Source organism: Bacteroides graminisolvens, assembly GCF_963666085.1.
Classification (GTDB): Bacteria; Bacteroidota; Bacteroidia; order Bacteroidales; family Bacteroidaceae; genus Bacteroides; species Bacteroides graminisolvens.
In genome coordinates this window covers 2,179,998-2,206,698 of the sequence record NZ_OY762556.1, presented here as the reverse complement: position 1 = coordinate 2,206,698, position 26,701 = coordinate 2,179,998, and the positions used below count along the sequence as shown (strand labels likewise).

The following is a 26,701-nucleotide window of genomic DNA, read 5'->3' as shown; positions in this document are numbered from 1 at the left end:
GTGAATGTAGCAACTTCACCGGCTCTTTTTATGTTTTTTGATTGAAATTATCGATGTCCGAGTTGTGAATCGATAAAGAAGATACCCGCATCACCGGCTTTCTTGAGCTTATCGACAATACCCTGAGCGGTAGCCTCTTCTTCAACCTGCTCGCGAACAAATCCCCACAAGAAGTCTTGTGTGGCATTGTCTCTTTCCGAGGAAGCCACGCTAACCAATTCATCGATCAGTTTAGAGATGTGACATTCGTGCTTGTAAGCTGCCTCGAATACTTCGAGCGGAGTGCCCCAACCCTGAGGAACCACATCTATTTTATTTATTTTGGCTTCACCACCTCTTTTAATCAGGTAATCGGCCATGGCACAAGCATGTGCTGTTTCTTCCTGCGACTGTTTTTTCATCCATGAAGCGAAACCGCTGAATCCTTCTTTTTCAAAGTAGAATGACATGGAGAGATAAAGATTAGCCGACCACATTTCGGCTGCAATCTGTCCGTTAATAGCGTCTTGTAATTTTTTCGTGATCATAATTATTGTTTCTTAGTTTAACGATTTACTAAAAACAACAAGCCCGCCTGCGGATTGTTCGATGAACAGGGATGTTTTTTAGCATCAAATCAGTTCATCCGAAGTATAACCTTTGGGCAGTTCGCGGCAATTGTAGCCCGAAGCCATGATTTCTCCGTAAGCTCCTGCGGAACGAAGTGCCAGCAAATCGCCTCGTTTCACTTGGTTGAGATCAATGGCTTTGCCAAACACGTCGGACGATTCGCAGATGGGTCCTACTACATCGTAAGCCTCAACCGCTTCATCGGAAGTGATGTTCTCTATCTTGTGAAAGGCCTGGTAGAGTGCCGGACGAATGAGATCGGTCATTCCCGCATCGAGAATGGCAAATTTCTTGTTGGTACCCTGCTTCACATAAAGTGCCCGGGTGATGAGACTGCCGCACTGTCCCACTACGGCACGTCCTAGTTCGAAGTGCAGCGTTTGTGAAGGACGCAGTTTGAGGTGCTCAGCATACGTCTCGAAGTAATGGCGAAAATCGGGTATCGGCTGACGATTGGGGTGAGAATAATCAATGCCGAGTCCGCCACCCACGTTGATGTGCTCCACGATGATGCGGCGGGCATACAAACGTTCCTGCAATTCGTTAATGCGGTTGCAGAGAGCCACGAAGTCGCTCATGTCGAGTATTTGCGAGCCGATGTGGAAATGCAGACCGATGAACTTGACATTCTTTAATTCGAGTGCCAGGTCGATGACGTGATCCATATCCTGCATGCTGATGCCGAACTTGTTTTCAGCTAGTCCGGTGGTGATGTTGGCGTGCGTATGTGCACCCACGTTGGGGTTGATACGGAAAGCCACATGAGCCACCTTGCCCTTGGCAGCAGCCAGTTCGTTGATAACCTCCAGCTCGGGAACAGACTCCACGTTAAAGCAGAAGATTCCATAATCAAGTGCCTGATTGATTTCCCAGTCGGACTTGCCCACTCCGGCAAACACGACTTTATCGGCAGGGAATCCGGCTTTGATTGCCGCACGAACTTCTCCGCCGCTCACACAATCGGCTCCCATGCCACTTTCACGAATGATAGTGAGCACTTTGGGATTGGCGTTGGCCTTTACCGCATAGTGAACGTGGAAGTTAGGGTAACGTTGTGACTCCTTATTTATACATGCCAGCGTATCGCGAAGCACCTTGGTATCATAATAATAAAAAGGTGTTTGCAATTCTCTGAATTTTTCAATGGGGAATATACCTTTCATAAATTTGACTCATTAAGTGGAAGAGAAAAAGAGCGCTTAAAGTATTACCTGAAAGCGCTCATATTGTATGATGTATTTCTTAATCAACGTTATTGAACAATACATTGCTGAGCGACTGCAAAGCAAGTTTCTTGTCCTCTTCGCGAACCAGGAAAGAAATGTTGTAGTTGCTACCGCCAAACGAAATCATTCGCACGGGAATGTTTCGCATCGCATCGAGCGCTTTGGCTTCGAAACCAACGTTTTCCCATTCCAAATCGCCCACCACGCAGATGATGCACATGTTCTTGTCAACAGTAACCGTACCGTATTTCTTCAGGTCATCGAGAATCTCGTTCAGGTGCTTGGTGTTGTCAATGGAAACAGAAACACCTACCTCCGAAGTACACACCATGTCGATGGAAGTCTGGTAGCTCTCGAAAATCTCGAAAACCTTACGCAGGAAACCGTGAGCCAGCAACATGCGGCTTGACTTGATTTTGATGGCGGTGATATTCTCTTTAGCAGCCACGGCCTTGATCTTACCTTTTTCGGTATCGTTAGAGATCATGGTTCCGGGAGCCTCGGGATCCATTGTGTTGAGCAAACGCACGGGTATGTTAGCATACTTGGCCGGCTGCACACAGGTAGGATGCAGAATCTTGGCACCGAAATAAGCCAGCTCGGCTGCCTCTTCGAAGTGCAACTGACGCACGGGTGCTGTTTTGTCAACGATACGCGGATCGTTATTGTGCATTCCGTCAATGTCAGTCCAAATCTGGATTTCAGAAGCATCTACCGCAGCTCCGATCAGTGAGGCTGTATAGTCGCTACCTCCTCTTTGAAGGTTATCAATTTCACCGTACGCATTGCGACAGATGAAACCTTGTGTGATGTATATTTCAGCATCCGGATACAGCTCCAGCTGAGCAGCCAGTTTGTCTTTGATGTAAACCGGATCGGGTTCCGCATTTTTATCAGTACGCATGAATTCCAAAGCCGGAAGCAACACCGATTTCACTCCGCATTCCTGCAAGTAGAAGTTCACCATAGCCGTAGAGATGAGCTCGCCCTGAGCCAGCACTACTTTCTCTTCAAACAGTGTGAAAAGATCTTTGGTATAGGAACGAATGTAGTCAAAATGAGATTTGACAACCTCCATACCTTTCTGTTTATATTCGGCGGTAGCATACAATTCATCAATGTGCTGTTTATATTTAATCTCCAGCTTGTTGATAATTTCATTAGCACCTTCCGGATTCTTCTTGTACAGATAGTCGGAAATCTCTACCAATGTGTTTGTTGTGCCCGACATAGCCGAAAGAACAACAATCTTTTTTTCACCATCGGTAATTAATTTGGCTACTTCTTTCATTCTTTGTGCAGAGCCTACAGAAGTTCCTCCAAACTTTAAAACTTTCATTTTCGTTACTGTATTAAAATGTTATGAATGAATTAATTCTCTATGTTTTCTTTAACTACATATTCATCGGTTACATCGGTCAGGTGATGGTCTTTACACCGGTACACCTTTCCGGGATATTCTTTGAGCAAGTGTAAATTGTGTGTGGTCATCACCACCGAAGACCCTTGCCTGCTGATGCTGTGCAGCAATTCCACAATGGCTTTTCCGGTTTCCACATCGAGATTCCCCGTGGGTTCGTCTGCCAATATGATTTGGGGCGAGTTAAGTACAGCCCGCGCGATAACGATGCGCTGTTGCTCACCACCCGACAGTTCATTAGGCAGTTTGTAGCCTTTGTTGCTCATGCCCACCTGCTGAAGAACCTCCTCGATACGGTCTTTGATTTCCTGTTTGTTTTTCCAGCCGGTTGCCCGGAGAACAAACTCGAGGTTGTCATACACCGAACGATCTGTTAACAGTTGGAAATCCTGAAAAACAATACCCAGTTTACGCCTTAACTGAGGAATGTGCTTGCGCTTGATGGTGCGCATGTCATTGCCCAATACAACGGCTTCGCCTTCGGCGATACCCAGTTCGGCATAAAAGGTTTTGAGCAAGCTTGTCTTCCCGGATCCTACCTTACCAATAAGATAAACAAAATCGCCCTTATTTAGTTCCAGATTCACCTCGCTCAATACGCAAAGCTCCTGCTGGTGTACTTCTACATGAGAGTATGTGATTAGTGCTTCGTCCATGATGCTGAATGCCTTTCCATTAATTCACGTGCCAAATCTTCAATGCGATACCCTTTGGAGGTAAGCAAAACAATGAGGTGATACAGTAAATCGGAGCCTTCATAAATCATTCTTTCGTCCGTGCCGTTGGTGGCTTCAATCACCATTTCGACAGCTTCCTCGCCTACCTTCTGAGCCATGCGGTTCACACCCGACTGGAACAGACTGGTGGTATAGGATTTCTCGGGCATCTCTTCGTATCGCTTCACGATGAAATCCTGCAAATCTTTGAGGAACAGAACGGGTTCTTTTTCATTGGTCTCGCCCCAGCAGGTGTCCGTACCCAAATGGCATACCGGTCCAACAGGAGTGACCAGAATGAGCAACGTATCCTGATCGCAATCTTCTTTTACAGATACAACGTGAAGAAAATTACCACTTTCTTCTCCTTTGGTCCACAAACGGTTTTTGGTGCGGCTGAAGAAAGTAACCTTGCCTGTTTCAATGGTTTTTTCGTAAGCCTCTTTATTCATAAAGCCCAGCATAAGCACCTTGCGGGTAATATTATCTTGTATGATAGCCGGTACCAGACCGTTCATTTTATTGAAATCTATATTCATATTCAAACCCTATTAAATTCTCATTGTAATACCTTGTGCGCAAAGATACGATTTTAATTCGGAAATTTTAATCTCACCAAAGTGAAAAACGCTGGCAGCCAGAGCCGCATCGGCTTTTCCCAACGTAAAAGCATCCCGAAAATGCTCCGGCGTACCGGCACCACCCGATGCAATGACAGGGATAGACAGGCCGTTGCCCAATTGTGCCAACGCCTCATTGGCGTATCCGGTTTTCACCCCGTCGTGATTCATGCTGGTGAAAAGAATTTCGCCGGCTCCCCTCTCTTGCGCTTCGAGCGTCCACGCCATCAATTCCTTCTCCGTCTCGATGCGTCCGCCATTGAGGAAACATTTCCACAGGCCGTTGTCGCCCAGCTTAGCATCCACAGCCACCACGCATACCTGCGAGCCGAAGTTCTTGGCTATTTCATCAATCAGGTTGGGATTCCTGATGGCAGACGAGTTGATGGAAACCTTATCGGCTCCGGCGCTCAGCAGACGTTCCACATCACCCAATTCGTTGATGCCGCCGCCCACTGTAAACGGAATGCTGATGTTGGCCGCCACCCTTTTCACCAAATCGGTAAACGTTTTGCGTCCTTCGTGACTGGCTGTAATATCCAGAAACACCAGCTCATCGGCTCCCTGCTCACTGTAAGCACGCCCCAGTTCCACGGGATCGCCCGCCTGACGCAGATTGACAAAGTTGGTGCCTTTCACTGTTTGTCCGTCTTTTATATCCAGACAGGGAATTATTCTTTTTGCTAACACGCTCTTTACTATTTATTGACTTATACTTCACATTCAAACACGCGGGTTCCTTGCCCGGGTCTACATAAAATCATACAGTTCCTTCAAGGTGATGCGCCCTTCGTAGAGAGCCTTCCCGAAGATAACCGAAGGTACTCCGGCATCATGCAGTGCACGAATGTCATCCATGCTGCTCACCCCGCCGCTGGCAATGAGGAACAAATCCGGTTGCTGCGACAGAATCTCTTGGTAGAGTTCCAAAGAAGGTCCCTGCAACATGCCGTCACAACTGATATCCGTACAAATAACTTTTTGAATGCCCTTGTGCACATACTCTTGCAAGAAAGGCATTAATTCCGTTTCCGTTTCATCTTTCCATCCGTTAACGGCTACCTTATTATCTTTCACATCGGCTCCGAGAATGATTTTCTCGCTACCGTATTGATTGAGCCAACGGGTGAACAGATCAGGATTCTTCACGGCAATGCTTCCGCCGGTAACCATCTGAGCCCCATTTTCGAAAGCCAGTATCAAGTCCTCATCGCTTTTCACCCCTCCGCCAAAATCAATGATCAGCGAAGTACGTGTGGCAATTTGTTCCAGTGTGCGGTAGTTCACCACATGATGCGAGGCCGCCCCGTCGAGGTCGACCACGTGTAAGCGGCGGATGCCATTGGCTTCAAGCTCTTTGGCAACCTCTACCGGATTCTCATTGTATATTTTCTTGCTGTCGTAATCACCTTGCGACAGTCGCACACATTTTCCATCAATGATATCAATAGCAGGAACCAGTTCGATCATATATCCAGAAAGTTTTTTAAAATTCGTTCGCCAACCGTTCCACTTTTTTCGGGGTGAAACTGTGTAGCATAAAAATTATCTTTGTGAAGAGCCGCACTGAAAGGAAGGATGTAATGAGTCTGCGCAGCTGTACATTCGTTGACCGGTACATAAAAGCTATGTACAAAGTAAACAAACTCTTCCTCCGTAAACCCGTTGAACAAACGACTGTTCACTTCACCAATCGTATTCCATCCCATGTGAGGAACCTTATCTTCGTGACGCGCGGGAACAAAACGTTTCACTTCCGTATCGAAGATGTTCAAGCAGTTTGTATCGCCCTCTTCGGAGTACCGGCACATGAGCTGCATGCCTAAGCAAATGCCCAGCACAGGCTGCCTAAGGTTCTTGATCAGTTCATCGAGCCCGGTGGCACGGAGGTGATTCATGGTAGTCTCAGCCTCTCCCACTCCCGGAAATATAACCTTATCGGCAGCCATAAGCACCTCTTTGTCGGCCGTAATCACAGCCTCCACACCCAGACGCTTCATGGCATAATCTACCGAACGGATATTGCCCGCATTGTATTTTACTATTGCAACGTTCATTCTATTTCAATGTATTCGGGTTATCTCTTAACTGAAAATAACCGTTTTATTCTTATATGCGAGTACTTTTCGTTCAATGTGTTTTTGCACCGCCCGTGAAAGTACTATCTTTTCGAGGTCTTTCCCTTTGTTCACCAGGTCTTCAATCGCATCTTTGTGTGTTATGCGCACCACATCTTGTTCAATGATGGGTCCGGCATCTAATTCCGTAGTGACATAATGACTGGTTGCACCAATAATCTTCACTCCTCTTTCGAATGCTGCATGGTAGGGTTTGGCACCTACGAAAGCGGGCAAGAAAGAGTGATGAATGTTAATGATCTTATTGGGATATGCATTAATCATGTTTTCGGAAATAACCTGCATGTATCTGGCCAGCACAATAAAATCAACTTTGTACTTTTTGAGCAACTCCATCTCTTTTTGTTCCTGTTCCTCCTTGGTTTCTTTGGTGATAGGAAACAGGTAGAAAGGAATACCGAAACGTTCGGCCACGTGTTGCAGGTCGGGATGATTGCTTATGATAAGAGGAATCTCCACATTCCATTCGCCGGCAGTATAACGAGCCAGCATATCAAACAGACAATGCGACATTTTTGAAACAAAGATGGCCATACGGGGTTTTACATCGGAGAAATAGAGGCGGAAACTCATTCCGTATTTTTGTGCATAAAGCGTTTCAAAATAATCTTCGATTTTCTCCTGCGGGACAAGGAATTCTTGCAATTCCCACTCAATACGCATGAAAAAGATATTTTCCACATGGTCAACGTACTGATCCAGATAAATGATATTCCCTTTGTTTACCGTAATAAAGTCTGTTACCTCCGCCAGAATGCCCGGTTTATCAGGGCAATGCAATAACAGTTTTGCTGTTGTCATATTCACTTTCTTATTTTTGTCTGTCACTAATCATCAAATTGAGGCAGCAAAAATAACGAATTATTGCCAATATATAAATAATAAACACAATAAGTTTATTGCAAAAGATAAAAAAGTAACATATAGAAAGATTGTTGCACTCAAAAACACTAAACTCTCACAAGCGGGTTCTTCACACATAGAAAAGCAAGACTCTTTTTTTTCAAATACGGAATATCCTCATACTGAGGAGAGAAGGTCAAAAAGCTGTTTTTTCATTAAAAAAAAGTTTGCCAAGCTATTGCAGGTTTCAAAAAAACAGCTACCTTTGCAACCGCAATCGAGAGAGATTACGAATAAAAAATAATGGTGCGTTAGTTCAGTTGGTTAGAATACATGCCTGTCACGCATGGGGTCACGGGTTCGAGTCCCGTACGCACCGCATCAAAGTCCTGAGGTTCATACTTCAGGACTTTTTTGTTTCGCCCGAGATGAACCACTCCAGGATCTTCCCCGACTTGCCCGCCGGAAGCAGGCTGCGCAATACGAGCCATCCGTTCTGAGCTTTGCTCCAACCGTCGTAAAATAGTAAGTTTTGTTCTGCACTACTCACCGTGATGTGCCTTTCCGCATCATCGGGATTGATATCAAATTTCTTCCCTGTGGCAATGGGGAGCGGCTTTGAAGCATCCGTTTTCCGGATAATCATCTCGCCGTGCGGAGAATAAGGTATCTCCCGCACCTTACCATCCATGATATAAGTATGCCCCACGTAGAGCATGGGGGCAAATTCAATGTCTAAGCTTGCGATTCCTTTCAACTCATCCGGGATTGGTTGATCCGTCCACACACTGACATAAATTCCCCCATCACCCAGTCGCGCCTGGATCTGATAAATAAAATGTGGGTTATCATATTTCAGTTGTGCAATAATGAGGTTATTCTTCCGTTCCACCTTTTTTTCAATCAGTATAGAATGCAAATCCCATTGTCCGGGTGCAGGGTTTAGACGTACATCACCATTCCTGGCCATGCACAAACCGTGATGCACGATCTCGATACCTGCCATTTTTGAGTCATCAAACAGGCCATCGTAAGAGTGACTAAACACCATTACATTCAATCCGGGTGCCTCAAAGTAACTAGAGTCATTCAGCACCAATTGTGTCCAGTCAGATCTTGCGGATTTGTTTGAACAAGCGGATAGAAGCAGACATAAAGCTACTCCTATCACGCTTGAAGCAACACCCAATCTTCTACCTATTGTCATACCTATATTGATTAAGACGATGACTAATTGAAAAGAGCCCTTGCTTTAGAAATCAACTGTTGAGAAGTGATAGATTCACTGTTCACGGGCATGAGATACCAACGCACCGTATAAGAAAGTGATTCTCCCGGCTTCAATTCCGTATAAGCGCCTTGGCTTTCGAGCTCCAGGTAGGTTTTACCGCTATTCACATAAAGCTGTATTTCGGCCTCGGCGGGTGCCGGCTGAGAGCTTTCCAGATCGGGGAACCTCTTAACAAGCAACAAGTTATTGTTGGTGTATGCAAGCCAGCCCTTACCATCGGCATTGATTTTACGGTTACCGTTCCGCGCATCCGTATGATACCATGAAACACCATATTCTTGTGTAAAGGGTATGAGATCAGCAGGAGTGATGGTACCCGAAGAAGCATCAAAGAAGACTATTCCTTCATTGGGGACACGGGTGATTTCCCACGGGGCCACGCGACGGGTTTCGTCCGACTCGTTGATAATAAAATAGGTTATTGCAATGGCATTATCTCCTGCATCGGCCTTAAATTCTTTACGAATACGATATTTGTATTTCGGAGAAACCTGACCAGTCATGATGAGTGATTGAGGGGTCTGTTCAACCGTATAAGGCAACTTGTCGTATTCGGCTACCGGTGGCCAGTTCCATTCATTCTGAGGACTTGTCCAGAAGGTGCTCCCAAATGTTTCCCGCATGGGTGACTGTGAAATAACTTCAGCGTCCTTGTATTTAAAGGAACGAATCTTAGCTCCTCCGGCGGCATCAATGATCATCGAAAGATTTCCGGTTTCGATGACATATTTTGAGTCTCCTATGCTCTTGATTACCGGCTCTGCAGCCTGCATCGGGATGCTCCCAAGTACAGAGACCAACAACAACGAGATCCATTGCTTTTTCATAAACCCTTTTCTATTTTATAGTAAATAAAAGCAAATACCATTATTCCTATTATTTAAACTGTATCCAGTCGACCTCAACCTTCCCTTTATCAGCTGATACAACTGACAAATTGTGTACGCCTTGCGGAATATCTTTAACCGGAACCGTGATTAGTCCGGCTTCTTTGACAGCTATCCGGGCAATGATCTTATCATCCACTTTCACCAGTAGTTTGCCTTTTCCATTGAGGACTTGTGCCGAGACCGATGTTAGTCCGGTCGTTCCAAAGTCAACATCGTTATATTGCACGTATGCGTTCCTTGCATTCAAGACAGTCTTCCAACCGGCAAAATAATCGGTCGTATCTACGTAGTTGACAGCGGCACCCATTTTACTTAATTCCGAGTAACGATCAAGCTGAATTTCATCGGTTGCATTCGTAATGCCTACCCCGCGCAATGTCGGTGTCACTTTTTGAATGGTTCCGTCTTCATTGAAGCAGATCTTATCAATACGAACGGAACGATTTTTATCGAATTGTGGCGAGTAATCATTGTGATGATAAAACAGATACCATTCACCTTTGTATTCTACAATGGAATGATGGTTTGTCCAGCATTTGGTAGGTGACTGATCCATAATCAACCCTTTATACTCGAATGGTCCCAATGGACTGTCACCCATAGCGTACGACAGATTCTCTGTTTCGCCCTCTTTGGGTACCCACGGGAATGTGAAATAATACTTGCCATTACGTTTGAAGACAAAAGGTCCTTCTTTCATCCCATCGGGAAAATTCCCTAATGCCACCGGCTCAGAGTCGAGTTGAAGCATGTTTGGCTTAAGCCGTGCACCCTGCATGCCACGTCCCGACCAATAAATATAAGCTTGTCCGTCATCGTCGATTAACGTGCAAGGATCAATGCCATAGATACCTTTGATGGGTTCGGTCATGGGTACAAATCCCCCATCGGGGCGATCGGATACGGCTACACCTACCATCATCCCGAATCGTTTGGTAATGGAATCGGGTTTGACTATTGCAGGATAGTAAAAGTAGTACATGCCATCCTTGTATGCACAGTCGGGTGCCCACATAGCATACGCCTCAGCATTCAGCCAGGGCACCTTTTCCTGCGTAAGGATAACGCCATGGTCTGTCCAGTTGGTCAGGTTCTCGGACGAGAACACGTGATAATCCGCCATGCAAAACCAGTCTTTACGAAGATTGGGTTTGTCGGCAGGCGCCGGAATGTCATGCGATGGATAGAGGTACATCTTTCCATTGAAGACTCTCGCCGTAGGATCGGCTGTAAACTGTCCCTTAATAATAGGGTTCTGTGCCTTTACAATGCCGATAGACAGCATTGTAAAGGTTAATAACAAATATTTAGCGGTCATGGAAATTCCATTTAGAGTTATCACTATTCATATCGAACAGACCCAGCGTAGGAGTACTATCGCCTGCTGATACCAGGACAAGCTCCTTGTCAGTTCCCGGCACTTTTTTAGGCATAATACGATACGTACCGTCCGTCAGTTGATCAATTCTCCACAACTGTTCAGGTGCCCCGGTAAATTGAGGAACTGCCACCACTTCTGCGTCTGCAGTGGCAGCTAATGCACGATTAGTACCTTCAATCACAATCTTGTAATAAGGGCCGCCCAAGTATCCACCGGCTTCGGGCACTGGGGTAATGGTCCACTTCTGATGAGGACGGAACATGTAGTCACCGATACGTACGTTGATATCCCCTTTCGGCCACGTACCGATTACATCTTCCAACGTTTGTGATTTCAGTGGTTTCATAGGCTGAGCATCTTTCTCCCAGAAGCGATGCATACTGCCTTGCATGCGTACAAAGTCGACAGCTAGTTCGAGAGCATAACCTCTGCGTTCGGATTCAATCTCGTAAGTTCCTTCCTTGAATGCTTCTCCTGCCACGGGCCATCCGTTTTTCCACAGGAGCGGACGTATGGCTAACACGCTACGACCACCCTGATCAAAATCGGCCTCGTAATGATAAGACATTTTTTCCACGCCATCGGCTACCACGAAGCGTCCGAAGTGCCCCGGGCCTGTTTTGCGTTCGCCAGCAGCAATCACCAGCTTGCCACCGCCTTCCAACATGTCTCTACCCACATTGTCGATGTAAGGACCCGTCACACTGCGCGAGCGTCCGACTACAATATTATAAGTAGAATTCGGTCCATCACAGCAAGTGCCGTGTGTGCCCAGCAGGTAATACCAGCCGTCGCGATACATCAAAGTGGTAGCTTCGCAGTCGATGGCAACGTTGATTTCCTTATTGCCCTCTACGCGCTTGCCGGTCTTTGGATCAAGTTCCACAATGCGAATGAATCCGAAATAGGTGCCGTAGGACAACCAGAGCCGTCCGTCCGTTGGGTCGAGCAATAGTCCGGCATCAATCGCATCGCAATCTTCATCATCAAGTGAATGGGCCACTTCGATCGGTTCGGTAAACTTGAAATCGGGAGATTTGGGATCTAACGTATTGTTCCACATAGTCAGCACCCGACCAGCATGTCCGCCGCCTAATCCACCACCGGTAGCACTGTAAGCGATCAGATAGCGATCGCCAATTTTCACTGCATCCGGCGCTGCTCCTCCACCGGGGCGTTCTGCGCCACCGTTCCAAGTCCAGCCGTCTTCGGAAATCAATCCGCCTCCGCCAGTACCGAAAGTATAATATTTCCCCTCACACTCCATAATGGTAGAGGGATCGTGAATATAAGGAGTACCGATTTGTGCAAACGTTCTTTGGGATATCAATACAGACATCAGGGCTGTTGCGCCCAGTAGTATAGCTCTTGTTTTCATGGTCATTGGTTACTGATTGTCATGTTCTTAACAGGTGTTCCGTTCTCATTCAAGAAACGGACGCAAAAATCACTCATGCCCGGGCCATTGATAACGACTCCGCGCAGAATATTCCGGCCTTTCTTGAGGGTCAGACGACGTGATAGGCAGTCGTCGACTACCATGCGGCGGTCGCCCGAAAGAAGAAGAACTTCTTCGCCGTTCAGCCACCACTTAGAGGCAGAGTTGGAGCCCGCCGACAGACGAACATTCTCTATGTCTTCGGGACAATCAATGATAGTAACCGCCCAAAACAGTACGCCATACACCGGCTTTTTCAAAGCAGCTGCGAAACGATAAAGCTTCACGTTGTATAGCTTGCTGTCCAGTGCATGCCAAGTCAGCTTCTGTTTCCCTACTTTAACCTTCTCACCGTCTTTAGGAAAGACCGTGAACTGGTTCTTGAAATACAGCGTATCAAATGCCTGATTCAAGTAGCTGTCGGTAAATACTGCATTGGAGCGGTTGGGTTTACTAATGGGTTCCAGTAACATCCAGCGCCGGATAAAACCCTTCTCGTCTGGTACAGAAACATCTTTGGTAGTCGGGACGAAATAATCGGCCAAATAAGTGGGTGTTTGTATTGGTTGTGGTTGTCTCGGGCCAGGCATCATTCCCGGCGTAGGATTTGGAGCGCGATTAGTTACCGCACCGGTCTGCTGTGCTTCGGCATATATACCGGTAAGCAGGGATAGACCTAAAATCAACCATTTTTTGTGATGGAAAATACTCATAAATTTATTATTTTTAGATATGTAAGCGAACGGTTTGTTTTGTGCAAACAGGCACTCTATACAAAAACAAATTCGTATATTTTACTTTTTAACAAATAACAGAGGAACAAACTCTTTGAGGCAACGACGCCAAGTGAGGAACTCGTGGGCGGTACCCGGAGATTCGTAATAGATAGTTTTAATGCCCGCTGCGTTTAGTCCGTCACTCAACCCTTTGGTTCTTTCAGGACGTTCTTCGGAACCAATGCCGAGGAAAAAGGCATGCACCTTATCATTGAATGCCTTGCGATCTTTGAATACACCACCATAAACAGTATCCAGATTCTGAAGGTCAATACTGCCCGCTCCACTGAATCCACCGATGTAGGCGAACTTGTCGAGGTTGTTGAGCGTCGTATTAAATGTTAGCAATCCACCCCACGACAGACCTGCCATAGCCCTATTTTCACGTTCGGTCAGTGTACGGAAATTCTTCTCAATATGAGGAATGATCTCTTTTACTAAAATATCGGGAAACTGACCGCCAAAACGTTTCATGGCATCTTGACGCGATTCACCCGGTTTGAGGCTGAGTGACTCGATATTACCATTGTCCATTACCACAATCATAGGTTTGGCCTTGCCTTCAGCAATCAGGTTATCCATAATAAAATTCATCTTACCCTGATTTGCCCAGCTTGTTTCGTTCTCACCCATACCGTGTTGCAGGTAGAGTACCGGATACTTCTTGGTAGGACTCTTGTCATATTCTGCAGGGGTATAAACGATACATCTGCGCCATTCCTTACGGATATCAGAGTAATACTGACTCTGGCTAACCAATCCATGAGGCACATTCTTTATGGAGTAGTAATCGACACCCTTTTCAGGTATTTCGATGCCACTCACCCATTTACCCATTCCGAAGAACGGTTTACCATTAGGGTCGGCAGAACTCACTCCATCAACTATGATTTGATAGTAGTGGAACCCCACCACTTCGGGTCCTTTAGACACGAGCGACCACCAACCATCGGCTTCTTTGGTCATCTCACCACGGAAACTGATTTCCACTTTAGTGGCGTTTGGAGCATGGATACGAAAGTGCACACGGTTGTCGGCACCGATACGCGGATACTCCGCCCCGGCAATGTTGTGTTCATTGGGTACACTGCCTTCAGGGAAAGACTCTTGCGCTGCAGCAATCACCGGAAAGCCAATTAAAGCTATAAGAATAGCATTTGCTAATTTATTTTTCATGATATTTTTAGGAGTAAATTATTTAAAAAGAAGCGGTACAAATTCACGGAGTGAACGACGCCAGGTAAGCCATTCATGGGCAGTTCCCGGTGATTCGTAATAAACTACGTTCTTAAGATTCTTCGCTTTCATGGCGTCGGCAAAAGCTTTTACCCTTTCTGGGTTTTCTTCCGAACCGGTACTCATGAAATACAGTTTGAACTGCTTATTGAATTTCTCGGGATTGGCAAAGACACCATCATACAACGTATCAATCTGATCAACCGGACCTGCGCTGCCACCACTGAAAGCACCTAGGCTGGCAAACTTATCCTGATTGCTCAATACAGCCATATATGTGTGCATAGCACCCATAGAAAGCCCTGCCATAGCCCGGTTTTCACGTGTCGGTTTGGTGCGGAACGAAGCATCAATCATCGGAACAATCTCTTTGACGAGTAATTCGGGGAACATGCCCAACATGCGCTGCATATTCATAGCCGGACGAGGAGTTTGTCTCTGAGCAGCATTTGGAGCTGGAGCGGCCGCACCGGCAAGGAAAGCATTCGTTTGAGGATTATCAAATCTGACTGTAGGCGCGCCGGGAGGCAATGCATAGCCACGATCCATCACAACAATCATCGGTACGGCTTTCTTTTCAGCAATCAGGTTATCCATTATATTCCCCATACGTCCTTGAAAAACCCAGCCTGTTTCGTCTTCGCCACCACCATGTTGCAGGTAAAGAACGGGATAGCTTTCATTGGCGTTTTTATCATACTGAGGAGGCGTATAGACATAGCACATTCTCCAAGCTTGCGTCATTTCCGACCAGTACTTCTTCATGCGAATATCACCGTGTGGCACATTTTGCACTTTATCGTAAGGTAACCCTTCGGGAATTTCAATTGCACTAACCCATTTACTCATGCCATAGTATGACTTGGTAGCAGGATCGGCAGCAGAGATGCTATCAATGATGATTTGATAGTAGTGAAATCCTACCGTTTCAGGTTTGGGCGACACGTAGGTCCAATATCCATCGGCTTCGCGGGTCATCGGGCCACGAAAACTGATTTGTACTTTCTTGGCATACGGAGCATGTATTCTAAAATAAGTATTTCCTTTGGCATCTAAACGAGGCCATTGGACTCCTTCAAGGTTATGTTCATTCGGAACTGTTCCTTCAGGGAAAGACTCCTGCTGAGCATTCACCGTCAATGGCAACGCCAACAAGGAAGAGAAAGCAAGCTTTAATAAAATTTTCATGATTCTATTATTTGTTTAATGGATATTATATAAAAATGTCCGCGCCACGGTATATTTACAGCGCGGACATTCTGCATTACATGCCAGCATTCAATGAGTTACAATGCAATTTTTAAAACCTATTTTTATTCACCACTCGGGTTCTGCTTTAGGTTAGGATTGATTGAAGTTGCGGCAAATGGATATGCGAAATATTCATGTTTACCTTTCACAAAACCTGTTTGACCCTTGTTGGGATTTGACGTCTCCACATACAGGCGATGGATCGGCTCATTCTTAGTAAAGAAAGCATCGTAGGTAGTTGGTATGTTCTTACCATTATTTACAACGCCATCCGTATCACCCCAGCGTACCATATCGGGGAAGCGAACTGCCTCAAGCCACATCTCATAGCTCTTCTCGTTCTTTACTTCCTGCATGGTAAGTTCAGTAGAGAGGTGATCAGAACCTGCACGTTTCTGAATATCCTGAAGACATTTCAGACCCAGACCATTTGGATCGGAAGTTTGTGCACAAGCCTCAGCATACATCAAGAGAACTTCAGCGTAACGGAAGATAGTGAGATTCTTGAATCCATACCAGCCCTTCTCGTTATCTTCAGGCCACGCAACGAACTTGTTAGCGAAATAACCTGCAAAGCCATAAAGGCCTGTTGGATCCTTGATACCAATCTTAGACGATTTCTCCAGCTCGGCCCGAGTCAAGTTTTCACCCTTGGTACCATTCCAATCCATTTCATAAAGAAATTCGTCACCAGTAAGGAATGTCGCTTTACGACGTGGTGAATTACCATCGTTTGCCAACATTCGTTCTGCAAAATCAGCACGGATAGAGTGACCACCCCAGCCATCGGGACCTATAAATGAAGGTTTGGTAGCCAACTTGTCAGTACGCCAGTTCCAGAACTGAATCCACATCCAAGATGTACGCTGGATTTTGTTACTCCAGTCACCAACAGCTGCATTCTCAATTGCGTTGGCCTGGAAAATCATCTCCTCACAAAGGTCACCTGATGCGTGGAACAAATTTGGCCAACGTTCAGTAGGTACAAGCTCATATTTTTTTGAAGTGATAACCTGCTCCAAGTCAGTTTTCGCTCCGGCATAGTCACCTTTGAACAAGCGAGCCTTACCGGCTACGGTAAGAGCGAAGCCTTTTGTTACCTTTGAGGCACCCACCTTGTCTGATGGACTTTCACGTTCATCAAGGTCAGCAACTGCAGCCTCTGCTTCTATGGCACACCATTCCAGCAGTCCGTTGTGTCCGCCTTCAACCGCATTATTAGCGGGTTTGTCACTTGGATTAAGAATATGATCAACCAATGGTGGACAGTCCCAACAAATAGCGAGCATCAGGTGTGACCAGGCACGCAGTGTACGAGCTTCCGCACAAACCCGTTTCTTAATAGACGTAGTGGGTTCTATATTGTCCAAGATAAGGTTGCAATCATAAATCACACCATAGAGTCCCCAGTACGTATTCTTGATTACTTCATTTTGTGAATCATAGCGAAACTCGTTAATCTGTGCACCAAAGTCGTTGTCACCATACATGTTACCTGCTGCCAACATATCATCGCCGGCTTCGTCAAGAAGCACAGGGAGGGCTACATAAACACCTTCATTACCAGCTATATTCAAACAGAATGATTGATAGAGATTGTTGAGTGCATTCTGTGCATCATCATCAGTCTTATAAAAACTATCAAACGAGATGACACCTTTCTGTTCAATGTCGAGGCGATCCTCGCAAGCACTGAAAAGGAATGCAACACCTAAAAGGGAATATATTATTTTTCTCATAATAAATTACTTTTTAAAAAGTTTTTCAAAAATTACTTTCTCTATTAAAATGCAAAGCTTGCACCGAATGTACACTTCTTCATGGTTGGGTATGTACCAATATCATATCCCCCACCACCATTATTGGAAGTCGTTGCAGTCTCAGGATCCATACCAGGATAGCTTGAGAAAGTAAAGAAGTCATCCAAAGAAACGAAGAAGCGAAGTTCCTTAAGAGCAATTTTCTTGGTGAGTGTTTTGGGCAATGTGTAGCCTAACTGTATCTGTTTAATTTTGAAATAATCACCTTTAAACATTGAAGCACTTGAACTCCAGAAGTAACGGTCTTGAGCAACATTCGCAACAGCAGGCATAGAAGCATTTTTGTTGGTTTCGCTCCAAGCATTATCCATGTAGTACTTCAGTGAGTTACGCATAGGCGTATCTGCACGATAAAGGATATTGAAAATCTTATTACCTCCTACACCTGTACCAAATACAGAGAAATCCAAACCTTTATACTCCAAATTTATAGTCAAGCCATAAGTAAACCTTGGAATGGCGCTACCTATATCGGTCATATCCTGGTCGCTTAGCTCTGAAGAGGAAACAATTTTACCCTCATGGTTACGGAATTGAGCTGCACCGGTTTCTTTGTTAACACCTGCATAATCGTATGCACGGAAGTACCATATAGAGTGACCTTCCTCAAATGCGGAACATACCATGTTATTGGTACCATCTACGCCACCTTTGTTGCCAGTGATGCGAGTGATGTCGTCATACAAATAAGTAACCCTGTTTCTCAAGGTAGAGAAGTTTCCGGAAATATTATACTTCAAATCGCCAATATGATCTTTCCAAGAGGCTTCAAATTCAAATCCCCTGTTGTTAATCTCACCTGCATTGACTATAGTCGTATTTACATACACTTCAGGAACCGGGTTGGTAGATATGAGAAGATCCTTTGTATCCTTGTTAAAATAGTCAAGACTAAGTGCCAATCGGTCGTTAAAGAAACGCATGTCAAGACCGAAGTCCAACTGTTCAGATGTTTCCCACTTGAGGTTCGGATTGGCAAGACCCGATGGATAAGATCCATAGTGCTGAGCAGGGTCATCACCATATTGATACCAAGAAGAATTGTAACTGATTGGCGAAACATAGGGATAATTGCTAAGCACACTAACATTACCGTTACGTCCCCAAGAAGCACGGAATTTCAAGAATGAAAGAAGATCGCTGCTAATGTTATTTGTAATAAATTTCTCATTTCCGATATTCCAGCCTACGGCAACAGAAGGAAACTTACCCCAACGTTTGTCAGAAGGAAGTTTGGAAGTATCAAATGCGTCGGCACGGTAATTAAACTGCAAACTATAACGATTGTCGTAAGTATATAAGAATCGGCCAAAGTAAGAGAGGCTCGTAGAAAGTCCCGGAAGGTTACCGATACTCTTTGTTGTAGTCTCAGCTGAGTTTACATAATCGAGATACTTAAAGTTGTTAGCGTCACCGGAAAGTATTTTGTTACCACCTGTACCGGTAGCTGATGCTGATACATTGTCCGAGCGATATTCAGTATATGACATACCGATCATGGCACCGATATTGTGCTTCTCGAATAATGTCTTATTGAAGTTTGCAAAGTTTTCCCACTGATAGTAATGGTTATTGTTGGCTGAAGCTGAAATAGTATAATCTGTAGCTTTAGCTTGACCATTCATATAATAAGGTTCAGCATAGTCGTGATTATTGGTCTGTGCAATGATGTAAGAGAACCGGGATGTCATCACAAGACCATCAATAGGAGTCAGGTCTGCAAAAGCAGTACCACGAACCGTGAAACCGGAACTTTTTGCATTGCGGCGATCACGCTGGAGGAGAGGGTTACCGTTGTCATCCTTCTGAAATTTTGAAGTAGCATAGTACTTGCCATTTGGAGCAACAAGGATGGTTTCAGGATTCGTAGCATACTGTTCTTTCATGTCTGTTGTGAAATCATCAACACTATCCCAATATACAGGAGTCAGAGGATCGAGTAAAAGAGCCGGTGCCAACATAGAGCCATAAGCGCTTTGATGAGTGATGTTGCGGGTAGCCCATTTTTCAATTGAAGTGTTTGTACCAACCTTTATCCATTTATAAAGTTGATAATCTGCATTAAGTTGACCGGTAAGACGGGTATAAGTATCTTTCTTTCCACGTACTATACCATCGTTGTTTAAGTAGTTTACAGAAGTAAAGAAATGACCTTTGTCATTACCGTCTTGAAAGGTAACAGAATGTTGAGTTGCCCAGCTATCGCCAAATACTTCATTGACCCAGTCTGTCTCTTGAGGGTTGTCGTAATCAACTCCATTGCTCTGACAAAGAGTCTTCATGTCGTAACCGGACAATTCCTTATATTTGATCCAGTCTTTTGCACCGAAAATCTCAGGAGTCTTGCCAAGTTTTTGGTTGATAGCCTTGAAAGAGTAGGTTATTTTCGGACGACCATTGGCGCTATTACCGGTCTTTGTTGTAATAAGAACAACACCATTACCGGCCTGAGCTCCATAAATTGCGGCTGAAGCCGCATCCTTTAAAACCTCCATAGACGCAATCATTGAAGGGTCAAGATACTGAATATTATCTACCTTTAAACCATCAACAATTAATAGAGGACCTAGTTTATCTGAATTGGATGAATAGCCACGAATACGAATTGAAGCACCTTGACCGGGAGCGCCCGATGAATTCAAAACCTGAATACCGGCAGCCTTACCTTGAAGAGCAGCACCGGCATCTACTGTTGAAAGGTTCTTAATGTCGTCTCCGTTGACCGAGGCAATAGCACCTGTAATGTCACTCTTCTTCTGAACACCGTAACCAACTACCACTACTTCGTCGATAAGTTTTGTGTCTTCCTCCATATTGATGTTGATCACATTACGCCCATTGACCTGGATAGTCTGAGATTTGAAACCTACAAAAGATACAGTAATAGTTGCATTACTATTTCGTACTTGAATCGAATAATTACCTGTGAGATCGGTAATAGCACCATTGTTTGTTCCATTCTCTAAAATAGCCACACCAATCATTGGCTCAGAATCTATACCTGAGACGATTGTGCCTTTGACTTGAAATTGCGCCCATGCTGACATAGATGTAAAAAGCATAAGCACAAATAAGCAAGAAATCTTCTGATTTTTCTTAATTACATTTTTCATACAATTAGTTTAAGAATTAATAATCGCATTTTCTTTCTAAAAAAAGATACTTGAATAATAGATTTCGATTAACCATCAGTGTGAACTTCCCGCGGAGGTTAGTGAGCACACCATTTGACATCCTTTTTACTAAGATATTTAAGCCAGTAGTTGGCCCTTTATTTTTATCGGTCATCGTACCGGAGATGGTACATTGTTTGACCGACACCCAGATGCACACGAAAGGCATCGTTAGGATACAAATTACTTTTTTCATTCTGTGATTAGTTTAAAAGTTAACAATTTCGGCGGTAAATGTAAGGGCAATGAATAATGGTGGAGTTTAAAAATGAATATTTGTTTTTCACTATTAGATATAAATGGAAATATATCTAAAATTAGAAAACATATACCTAAAATTTGAAACGCTGATCAGCGTAGTCCGTCGAAAGTTGACCGATAAACAAAAAAGCATCCCGAATTAGCGGTAAAGTCGAATTCTTTTCCTTATTTTGTAAGTATTACAAATCTATTCATTGAAAAACACCGTATATGAAGTCATGTTTTCTGTCCTTCGTCTTTCTGCTTTTGCCGTTAGCGAGTTATTGCATCGGCAACTTGAGCTTCTATAACATCAATGACACCTATGGAATTGCCAACCGCGAAACGACCTCAATATGCAAGGATGCTGACGGATTTACCTGGATAGCCTCTAAGACAGGCATTATGAGGTTGACGGACAGTGACTGCCGAGTATATCAACTACCTTACGAATCAATGGCCGTGGTTTCCGTCGAAATAACCTGGCAGGAAAACCGCTTGCTGGCTTTCACCAATAAGGGCGAAATATTTTGCTACAATCCGCGGCACGACAGTTTCGAACGCTTCTTCAATTTTTCCCGGCAGATGAACGTTGCCAATCTTTGGGTCTTTAACCTAGAGGTGGATCGCGATGGGAGTTTGTGGATAGCCTCCTCACGGGGACTATACTATTATAAAGATAATCGTTGCACTCTTATAACTCAAACGGCCGGTGAAGCCTACCACACAACACGTTACGACGCCCGCCACTTAATTGCCACCGGTCCCGGGGGAATTTTCTTAGTTGATACGAAACAACATCATGTGGAGCGTTGGAGTGGAAAAATGAATATACAGCCGTCATCACTCCTGCTCGACCGGGCAATGAACCGACTGTGGATAGGCACATATTCCAGCGGACTTTATTACTTTGACTACATCACACGGGAACTTCATGCAGCCACTGTACCAAACTTCCCGCAGCAATGCATCAAGGATCTTGAGCTAGTGCGCGACTCCACCCTTTGGTGCGGCATCGACGGGCGCGGTGTGTGGGTGCTCTCACATGATGGCAGCCGAAAGATTACAACGTATCAAGAGGATGTGGACAATCAATTTTCTATATCCGGAAATGGCGTATACGATATTTATTATGATCCATCCGGACGAATTTGGGTCTGTTCAGTCACCGGCGGCACGTCGGTAGCAGACCTCTCATCGCCTACCTTAGTAAGGCTGCGCCATAGCATCAATAACCCCAACTCTTTGATCAATAACCACATCCATGCCCTGATTGAGGACAGCCACGGGCAACTGTGGGCAGGAACCAACAGTGGTCTGAGCTGCTGGAATCCTCGCACCGACAAGTGGGTCAATTATTTTGAAGAAAGAGATGGAGAAACCTACATCGTTCTATCGCTCTGCGAAGACGCAGACGGAAACATCTGGGCAGGCACTTATGCGCACGGTGTATACGTCATTGACAGCAAACGCTTAAATATCATCGCCCACCACACGCAACCAACAGGTATCCTTGCCAAGACAGGCTTCGTTTTTGACATTCTCAAAGACAAGGACGGTGACATGTGGCTTGCGGGAACAAGCGGAGAAATCATGAAGTATAACCACCACACCCGGAAGTTTGAAGTTTACCCGAAGGAATCGGTCTATGCCATGGCCGAATGGGGCGACCGTATGATAATACTGGCCTGTAACTATGGATTGCTTACGCTCGACAAAAAAACAAAGAAGACAACCACGCTGCTAACCGATAATATGATACAAGATGTTGCTGTTGTACAGGATAAGATATGGGCAGGCAGTAGTGGTGGAGGTCTCTTTAGCTACAACATCCGTACGCATATCATAAAAAAATACGATACGCGTCACGGCCTCATATCCAACTATGTGAATAGCCTCCTTTATGCCGACGGATATCTCTGGTTAGGAACAGAGAATGGACTTTGTCGCTTCAATACCATTGACAAAACAATTACTACCTATCCTTCTCCAATGAACCTCTCCATCGTTTCTTATAGTTCGGATGCCTGCTTCCGCCTGCGCAACGGCATGTTCGCCTGGGGAACCTCCGACGGTGTAATCATGCAGGACCCAAAGTACTTATACCGACATAAATTGACAGGGCACATTTACATACAAGACATACTCCTGTCGGGACGGTCCATTCGCCAGTATCCCGATCTTTTGCCTGAAACTCCGCTGGACAGCATCAGTAACATCACGCTCCAACATCAACAGAACAATGTAACCCTCAACATCCTACCCATAGGAGATAATTCGCGCACAGCACGCTTCTCTTGGAAAATGGAAGGAGTTGACGATGACTGGAATACCCTGACCGACCAGAGATTTATTAATTATACCAACCTTAATCCGGGCACTTATCGGCTACTTATCCGGCTATACAATCACGAACTCATTGCTGAGCGCTCGCTGATCATCCGTGTCACTCCGGCTTTTTGGGCAACCTGGTGGTTCAAACTGGCTTGCCTTCTGCTTGCCGGATGTTTGGCTTACTTCCTTTTCTGGTTCTATACCAATCGCCTAAACCAGCGTCATGCCGAAGATAAGCTACGCTTCTTCACCAATATCGCACACGATTTACGTACAGCACTCACGCTCATTAAGGCACCTATTGAAGAATTAAATCAGGTCAACAGTCTCTCCAAACATGACAAGCAGTATCTTCACCTGGCGGCAGAGCAGACGCGACGACTAACATCGGTAGCCACTCAACTGCTCGACTTCCAAAAAGTGGATATGGGTAAAGAACCGTTTTATCCGGTTATGGCTGATGTCGTAGCTCTTGTAGGCTGTCGCGTCAGCATGTTCGAATCGATAGCGGCAACGAAACACATACAGATCAATTATCATTACGATATGGATGTATGCCTCACGGCTATTGATATCGATATGATGGAGCGAGTGATAGACAATCTGCTCTCCAATGCTATCAAATATTCGCACGAGCATTCAACCGTAGACGTGCGTTTTCACGGAGACGAAAACGAGTGGCGGCTAAGTGTTGCAGATTATGGCATTGGCATCAGCCGTAAGGCGCAAAACAAGCTATTTCATGAGTTCTACCGTAGCGAAAATGCCATCAATGCGAAGATTACCGGCTCTGGGATCGGACTATCTATGGCAAAAGCACTGGTAGAACTACACGATGGAAAAATTAGCGTGGAAAGTGAAGAAGAGAAAGGCTCTACATTTGAAATCGTAGTACCCTGCCGCAAAAACGAGATACAAAAGAATATCAGCAAACCTATAAATGACCTGCTACAGGAAGATTCCTCCGCTAACTACACAACCGATGATATGCGTATTTTGATTGTAGAAGACAATGACGAATTGCGTCATTTCATGATCCGCCCGTTAGGCAAACACTTCCAGGTAGCCACTGCAGCCAACGGAGTTGAGGCATGGGAATATATCCGGCAAGAAATCCCCGACCTGATTGTATCAGATATTATGATGCCGCGTATGGACGGTTTTGAACTTTGTCGACTGGTTAAATCAACCTTCGAGACATCTCACATCCCACTTATCCTGCTCACCGCTCTTTCAGAAAAGACCGACGAACTACACGGTTTGGGTTTGGGAGCAGACGATTACATGACCAAACCGTTCGACATGAAAACGTTAACACAACGTATCACTTCCATCATACATAACCGCCGTATTATTGGCGCAAAATTCATCGCGGCAGGAAATGTCACCGAAGCAAAAACCATGTCCGGCGAACCTGTCAATATGCTGAACGATGTTTTCGTGAAACAGGCCCTTGAAGTGGTTGTGCGTTATTTGGACGACGCAGAATTCGGCAAGGAAGAGTTTGCTAAAGAAATGGGAGTCAGCACATCATTACTTTTCAAAAAAATAAAAGCACTGACAGGTATATCGGTTGTTGATTTCATACGCAATGTGCGCATGGAGCATGCCATGAAACTTATAAATGAAAAGGAATACAGCATCAGCGAAATAGCCTATAAATGTGGATTTTCCTCCATTGGCTATTTTAGTACCGTCTTCAAAAAACATTTTGGCAAGTCGCCTACCGATTTCATGATTTAGCCTGAGTCCGATATAATATATGGAGAAAGCACACTTTTTATCTAAAAGTACAAATCAAATATCTATTCGTGAAAGTGAATGGCAGTGCTATGCCCTATTTTTACCGTTACAAAACTAATAATATATCATAAATATGAAAAACAAAAACAGTATGACCGTAGCAACACAAAAAGAACAGGAATCCAAAGGTTTCTTCAAACTCTCATGGTTCGAAAGAATTGCATTCGGATCGGGCGATATGGCCCAGAATTTTATATATCAAACCGTTACAACATACCTACTCTTCTTTTACACCAATGTTTACGGACTAAATCCGGCTATTGCCAGCGCCATGTTTCTGGGAGTCAGGATAATAGATGCCATCTGGGATCCAATTGTAGGAGTCTTTGTCGATAAAACCTCTACCCGTTTCGGCAAATACAGGGGTTGGCTGCTTATAATGGCTTTACCACTCACTGTGCTGATGATACTCTGCTTTGTGGTGCCTCCTCTAGGCGAAACAGGCAAGGTTGTCTACGCCTGTCTTACTTATGTGTTACTGTCCATTCTCTATACTACGGTAAATGTTCCGTTCGGAGCGCTCAATGCCGCACTTACCCGCGACCAGCAGGAAATTACGATACTGACTACAGTTAGAATGTGGCTTGTAAATGTAGCGCAGGTGGCTATCACTTACGGTGTTCCTACTTTGGTTATCTTTTTCTCGGGAACAATGGATTCCGCTGAAGCACGAAACGGTTGGTTCACCACCATTTTACTTTATGGTATCATCGGATTTGTTGCACTTCTGTTCTCATTTTGGGGTACGAAAGAACGAGTTGTTATTTCGGTCGAAGAGCAAACGAATGTCAAGCTTAGCGATTTGTTTACGGAAATTGTCCGCAACAAGCCCCTGCGCATTATTTCACTCATGTTTATAACTGCATTTGCAATTATGGCGATAGGTAATTCTGCCGGAACTTATTTTGTGAAATATAATCTTGGAGATGAAGGACTTGTAGGTATTTATAACGTTATTTCAGCACTACCGGCGTTAGTGATATTACCTTTTATACCATGGCTGCGTAAAACATTGGGTAAAAAACAATTGCTCTATGTTTCCCTGATTATATCCTTCATCGGTTTTGTGCTTTTGTTCGTCGTTCCTACTCAATGGACAGCAATGATTTTCGTAGCACAAACAATCCGTTCAATTGGTTTTTGTGTAGTGGGAGCTTTCATTTGGTCATTAATTCCGGAAGCAATAACTTATGGCGAATGGCAGAGCGGTAAACGCATATCAGGCATTGCCAATGCTTTAATTGGCTTTTTCTTCAAATTCGGGCTTGCCGTAGGTGGTTTTGTGCCTGGAATTGTACTAACGATGACAGGATTCAATGCCGACAATGCCGTTCAAACCGATTCGGCCTTGCTCGGTATCCGTCTTCTACTGGCAGTATTTCCCGCCATCTTAGTGGCAGTGCTGTACTACATCGTTTCGTGCTACAACCTAACCGACGAGCAACTAGTTAAATATGGAAAAGAAATTGAGATGAAAAATGAGAAAAAATAACCCT

Annotated in this window: 21 protein-coding genes and 1 tRNA gene; 4 read left to right on the top strand and 18 right to left on the bottom strand. The window is 44.8% G+C overall.

All coding sequences use genetic code 11. From position 1 onward, the window contains the following. Window positions 1-47 precede the first annotated feature (47 nt). From ACKPCE_RS09095 to purU, 9 genes are all read right to left on the bottom strand, one after another. Window positions 48-527, bottom strand: a complete 480-nt coding sequence (locus ACKPCE_RS09095; RefSeq protein WP_319504925.1) for a ferritin — start codon at window positions 525-527, stop codon at window positions 48-50. Between the two features lie 84 nt (window positions 528-611). Beyond that, on the bottom strand, window positions 612-1,772 hold the full coding sequence (gene lysA / locus ACKPCE_RS09090) for a diaminopimelate decarboxylase (RefSeq protein ID WP_319504924.1): 1,161 nt from the start codon (window positions 1,770-1,772) through the stop codon (window positions 612-614). 79 nt (window positions 1,773-1,851) lie between these two features. Then, entirely contained in the window at window positions 1,852-3,174 is a 1,323-nt protein-coding gene (locus tag ACKPCE_RS09085) for an aspartate kinase (RefSeq protein WP_319504923.1), read from the bottom strand. 32 nt (window positions 3,175-3,206) lie between these two features. Further along, complete coding sequence (locus tag ACKPCE_RS09080) at window positions 3,207-3,911, bottom strand: cell division ATP-binding protein FtsE (protein WP_034781770.1); 705 nt, start codon at window positions 3,909-3,911, stop codon at window positions 3,207-3,209. Continuing rightward, window positions 3,896-4,510, bottom strand: a complete 615-nt coding sequence (hisIE, locus tag ACKPCE_RS09075; RefSeq protein ID WP_024996124.1) for a bifunctional phosphoribosyl-AMP cyclohydrolase/phosphoribosyl-ATP diphosphatase HisIE — start codon at window positions 4,508-4,510, stop codon at window positions 3,896-3,898. Before hisIE ends, ACKPCE_RS09080 begins: the two co-directional genes overlap by 16 nt. 12 nt (window positions 4,511-4,522) lie before the next feature. After that, the gene (hisF, locus tag ACKPCE_RS09070) at window positions 4,523-5,281 is read right to left on the bottom strand and encodes an imidazole glycerol phosphate synthase subunit HisF (protein WP_319504922.1); all 759 of its coding nucleotides are present in this window, start codon (window positions 5,279-5,281) and stop codon (window positions 4,523-4,525) included. 60 nt (window positions 5,282-5,341) lie between these two features. Beyond that, window positions 5,342-6,061, bottom strand: coding sequence for a 1-(5-phosphoribosyl)-5-[(5-phosphoribosylamino)methylideneamino]imidazole-4-carboxamide isomerase (gene hisA, locus ACKPCE_RS09065; protein ID WP_319504921.1), 720 nt, complete (start codon window positions 6,059-6,061; stop codon window positions 5,342-5,344). After that, on the bottom strand, window positions 6,058-6,648 hold the full coding sequence (gene hisH, locus ACKPCE_RS09060; RefSeq protein ID WP_319504920.1) for an imidazole glycerol phosphate synthase subunit HisH: 591 nt from the start codon (window positions 6,646-6,648) through the stop codon (window positions 6,058-6,060). The genes hisA and hisH overlap by 4 nt, the downstream gene beginning before the upstream one ends. 27 nt (window positions 6,649-6,675) lie before the next feature. Further along, entirely contained in the window at window positions 6,676-7,530 is an 855-nt protein-coding gene (gene purU, locus ACKPCE_RS09055; protein ID WP_319504919.1) for a formyltetrahydrofolate deformylase, read from the bottom strand. Between the two features lie 16 nt (window positions 7,531-7,546). On the opposite strand from purU, the gene ACKPCE_RS09050 reads away from it, so the two are divergent. Together ACKPCE_RS09050 and ACKPCE_RS09045 are read left to right on the top strand one after the other, a co-directional pair. Next, complete coding sequence (locus ACKPCE_RS09050) at window positions 7,547-7,876, top strand: hypothetical protein (RefSeq protein ID WP_319504918.1); 330 nt, start codon at window positions 7,547-7,549, stop codon at window positions 7,874-7,876. A 1-nt stretch (window position 7,877) separates the two neighbouring features. Further along, a tRNA-Asp gene (locus ACKPCE_RS09045) sits at window positions 7,878-7,951 on the top strand. Window positions 7,952-7,975: 24 nt separating this feature from the next. Here the strand turns inward: ACKPCE_RS09045 and ACKPCE_RS09040 are convergent. The 9 genes from ACKPCE_RS09040 to ACKPCE_RS09000 all read right to left on the bottom strand — a co-directional run bounded on the left by ACKPCE_RS09040 (window position 7,976) and on the right by ACKPCE_RS09000 (window position 20,768). Continuing rightward, window positions 7,976-8,779, bottom strand: coding sequence for a hypothetical protein (locus ACKPCE_RS09040; protein WP_319504917.1), 804 nt, complete (start codon window positions 8,777-8,779; stop codon window positions 7,976-7,978). Window positions 8,780-8,802: 23 nt separating this feature from the next. Continuing rightward, window positions 8,803-9,690 carry a hypothetical protein gene (locus tag ACKPCE_RS09035; RefSeq protein ID WP_319504916.1) on the bottom strand — a complete coding sequence of 296 codons (888 nt, stop codon included), beginning with the start codon at window positions 9,688-9,690 and terminating at the stop codon, window positions 8,803-8,805. A 49-nt stretch (window positions 9,691-9,739) separates the two neighbouring features. Further along, window positions 9,740-11,071, bottom strand: a complete 1,332-nt coding sequence (locus ACKPCE_RS09030) for a family 43 glycosylhydrolase (protein WP_276993000.1) — start codon at window positions 11,069-11,071, stop codon at window positions 9,740-9,742. Then, entirely contained in the window at window positions 11,061-12,512 is a 1,452-nt protein-coding gene (locus ACKPCE_RS09025) for a family 43 glycosylhydrolase (RefSeq protein ID WP_319504915.1), read from the bottom strand. Before ACKPCE_RS09025 ends, ACKPCE_RS09030 begins: the two co-directional genes overlap by 11 nt. A 2-nt stretch (window positions 12,513-12,514) precedes the next feature. Then, complete coding sequence (locus ACKPCE_RS09020; protein WP_276993048.1) at window positions 12,515-13,165, bottom strand: acetylxylan esterase; 651 nt, start codon at window positions 13,163-13,165, stop codon at window positions 12,515-12,517. A 201-nt stretch (window positions 13,166-13,366) separates the two neighbouring features. Beyond that, window positions 13,367-14,524 carry an alpha/beta hydrolase gene (locus ACKPCE_RS09015; protein ID WP_319504914.1) on the bottom strand — a complete coding sequence of 386 codons (1,158 nt, stop codon included), beginning with the start codon at window positions 14,522-14,524 and terminating at the stop codon, window positions 13,367-13,369. A gap of 18 nt (window positions 14,525-14,542) precedes the next feature. Beyond that, the gene (locus ACKPCE_RS09010; RefSeq protein WP_319504913.1) at window positions 14,543-15,772 is read right to left on the bottom strand and encodes an alpha/beta hydrolase; all 1,230 of its coding nucleotides are present in this window, start codon (window positions 15,770-15,772) and stop codon (window positions 14,543-14,545) included. Between the two features lie 125 nt (window positions 15,773-15,897). Further along, a complete protein-coding gene (locus ACKPCE_RS09005; RefSeq protein WP_319504912.1) occupies window positions 15,898-17,574 on the bottom strand; it encodes a RagB/SusD family nutrient uptake outer membrane protein in 1,677 nt (558 codons plus the stop codon). 44 nt (window positions 17,575-17,618) lie between these two features. Beyond that, window positions 17,619-20,768, bottom strand: a complete 3,150-nt coding sequence (locus ACKPCE_RS09000; RefSeq protein ID WP_276993009.1) for a SusC/RagA family TonB-linked outer membrane protein — start codon at window positions 20,766-20,768, stop codon at window positions 17,619-17,621. 531 nt (window positions 20,769-21,299) lie between these two features. Here ACKPCE_RS09000 and ACKPCE_RS08995 point away from each other — a divergent pair. Together ACKPCE_RS08995 and ACKPCE_RS08990 are read left to right on the top strand one after the other, a co-directional pair. Further along, window positions 21,300-25,145, top strand: a complete 3,846-nt coding sequence (locus ACKPCE_RS08995) for a hybrid sensor histidine kinase/response regulator transcription factor (RefSeq protein ID WP_319504911.1) — start codon at window positions 21,300-21,302, stop codon at window positions 25,143-25,145. Window positions 25,146-25,278: 133 nt separating this feature from the next. Continuing rightward, complete coding sequence (locus ACKPCE_RS08990; protein ID WP_319504910.1) at window positions 25,279-26,697, top strand: MFS transporter; 1,419 nt, start codon at window positions 25,279-25,281, stop codon at window positions 26,695-26,697. The last annotated feature ends 4 nt before the right edge of the window (window positions 26,698-26,701 follow it).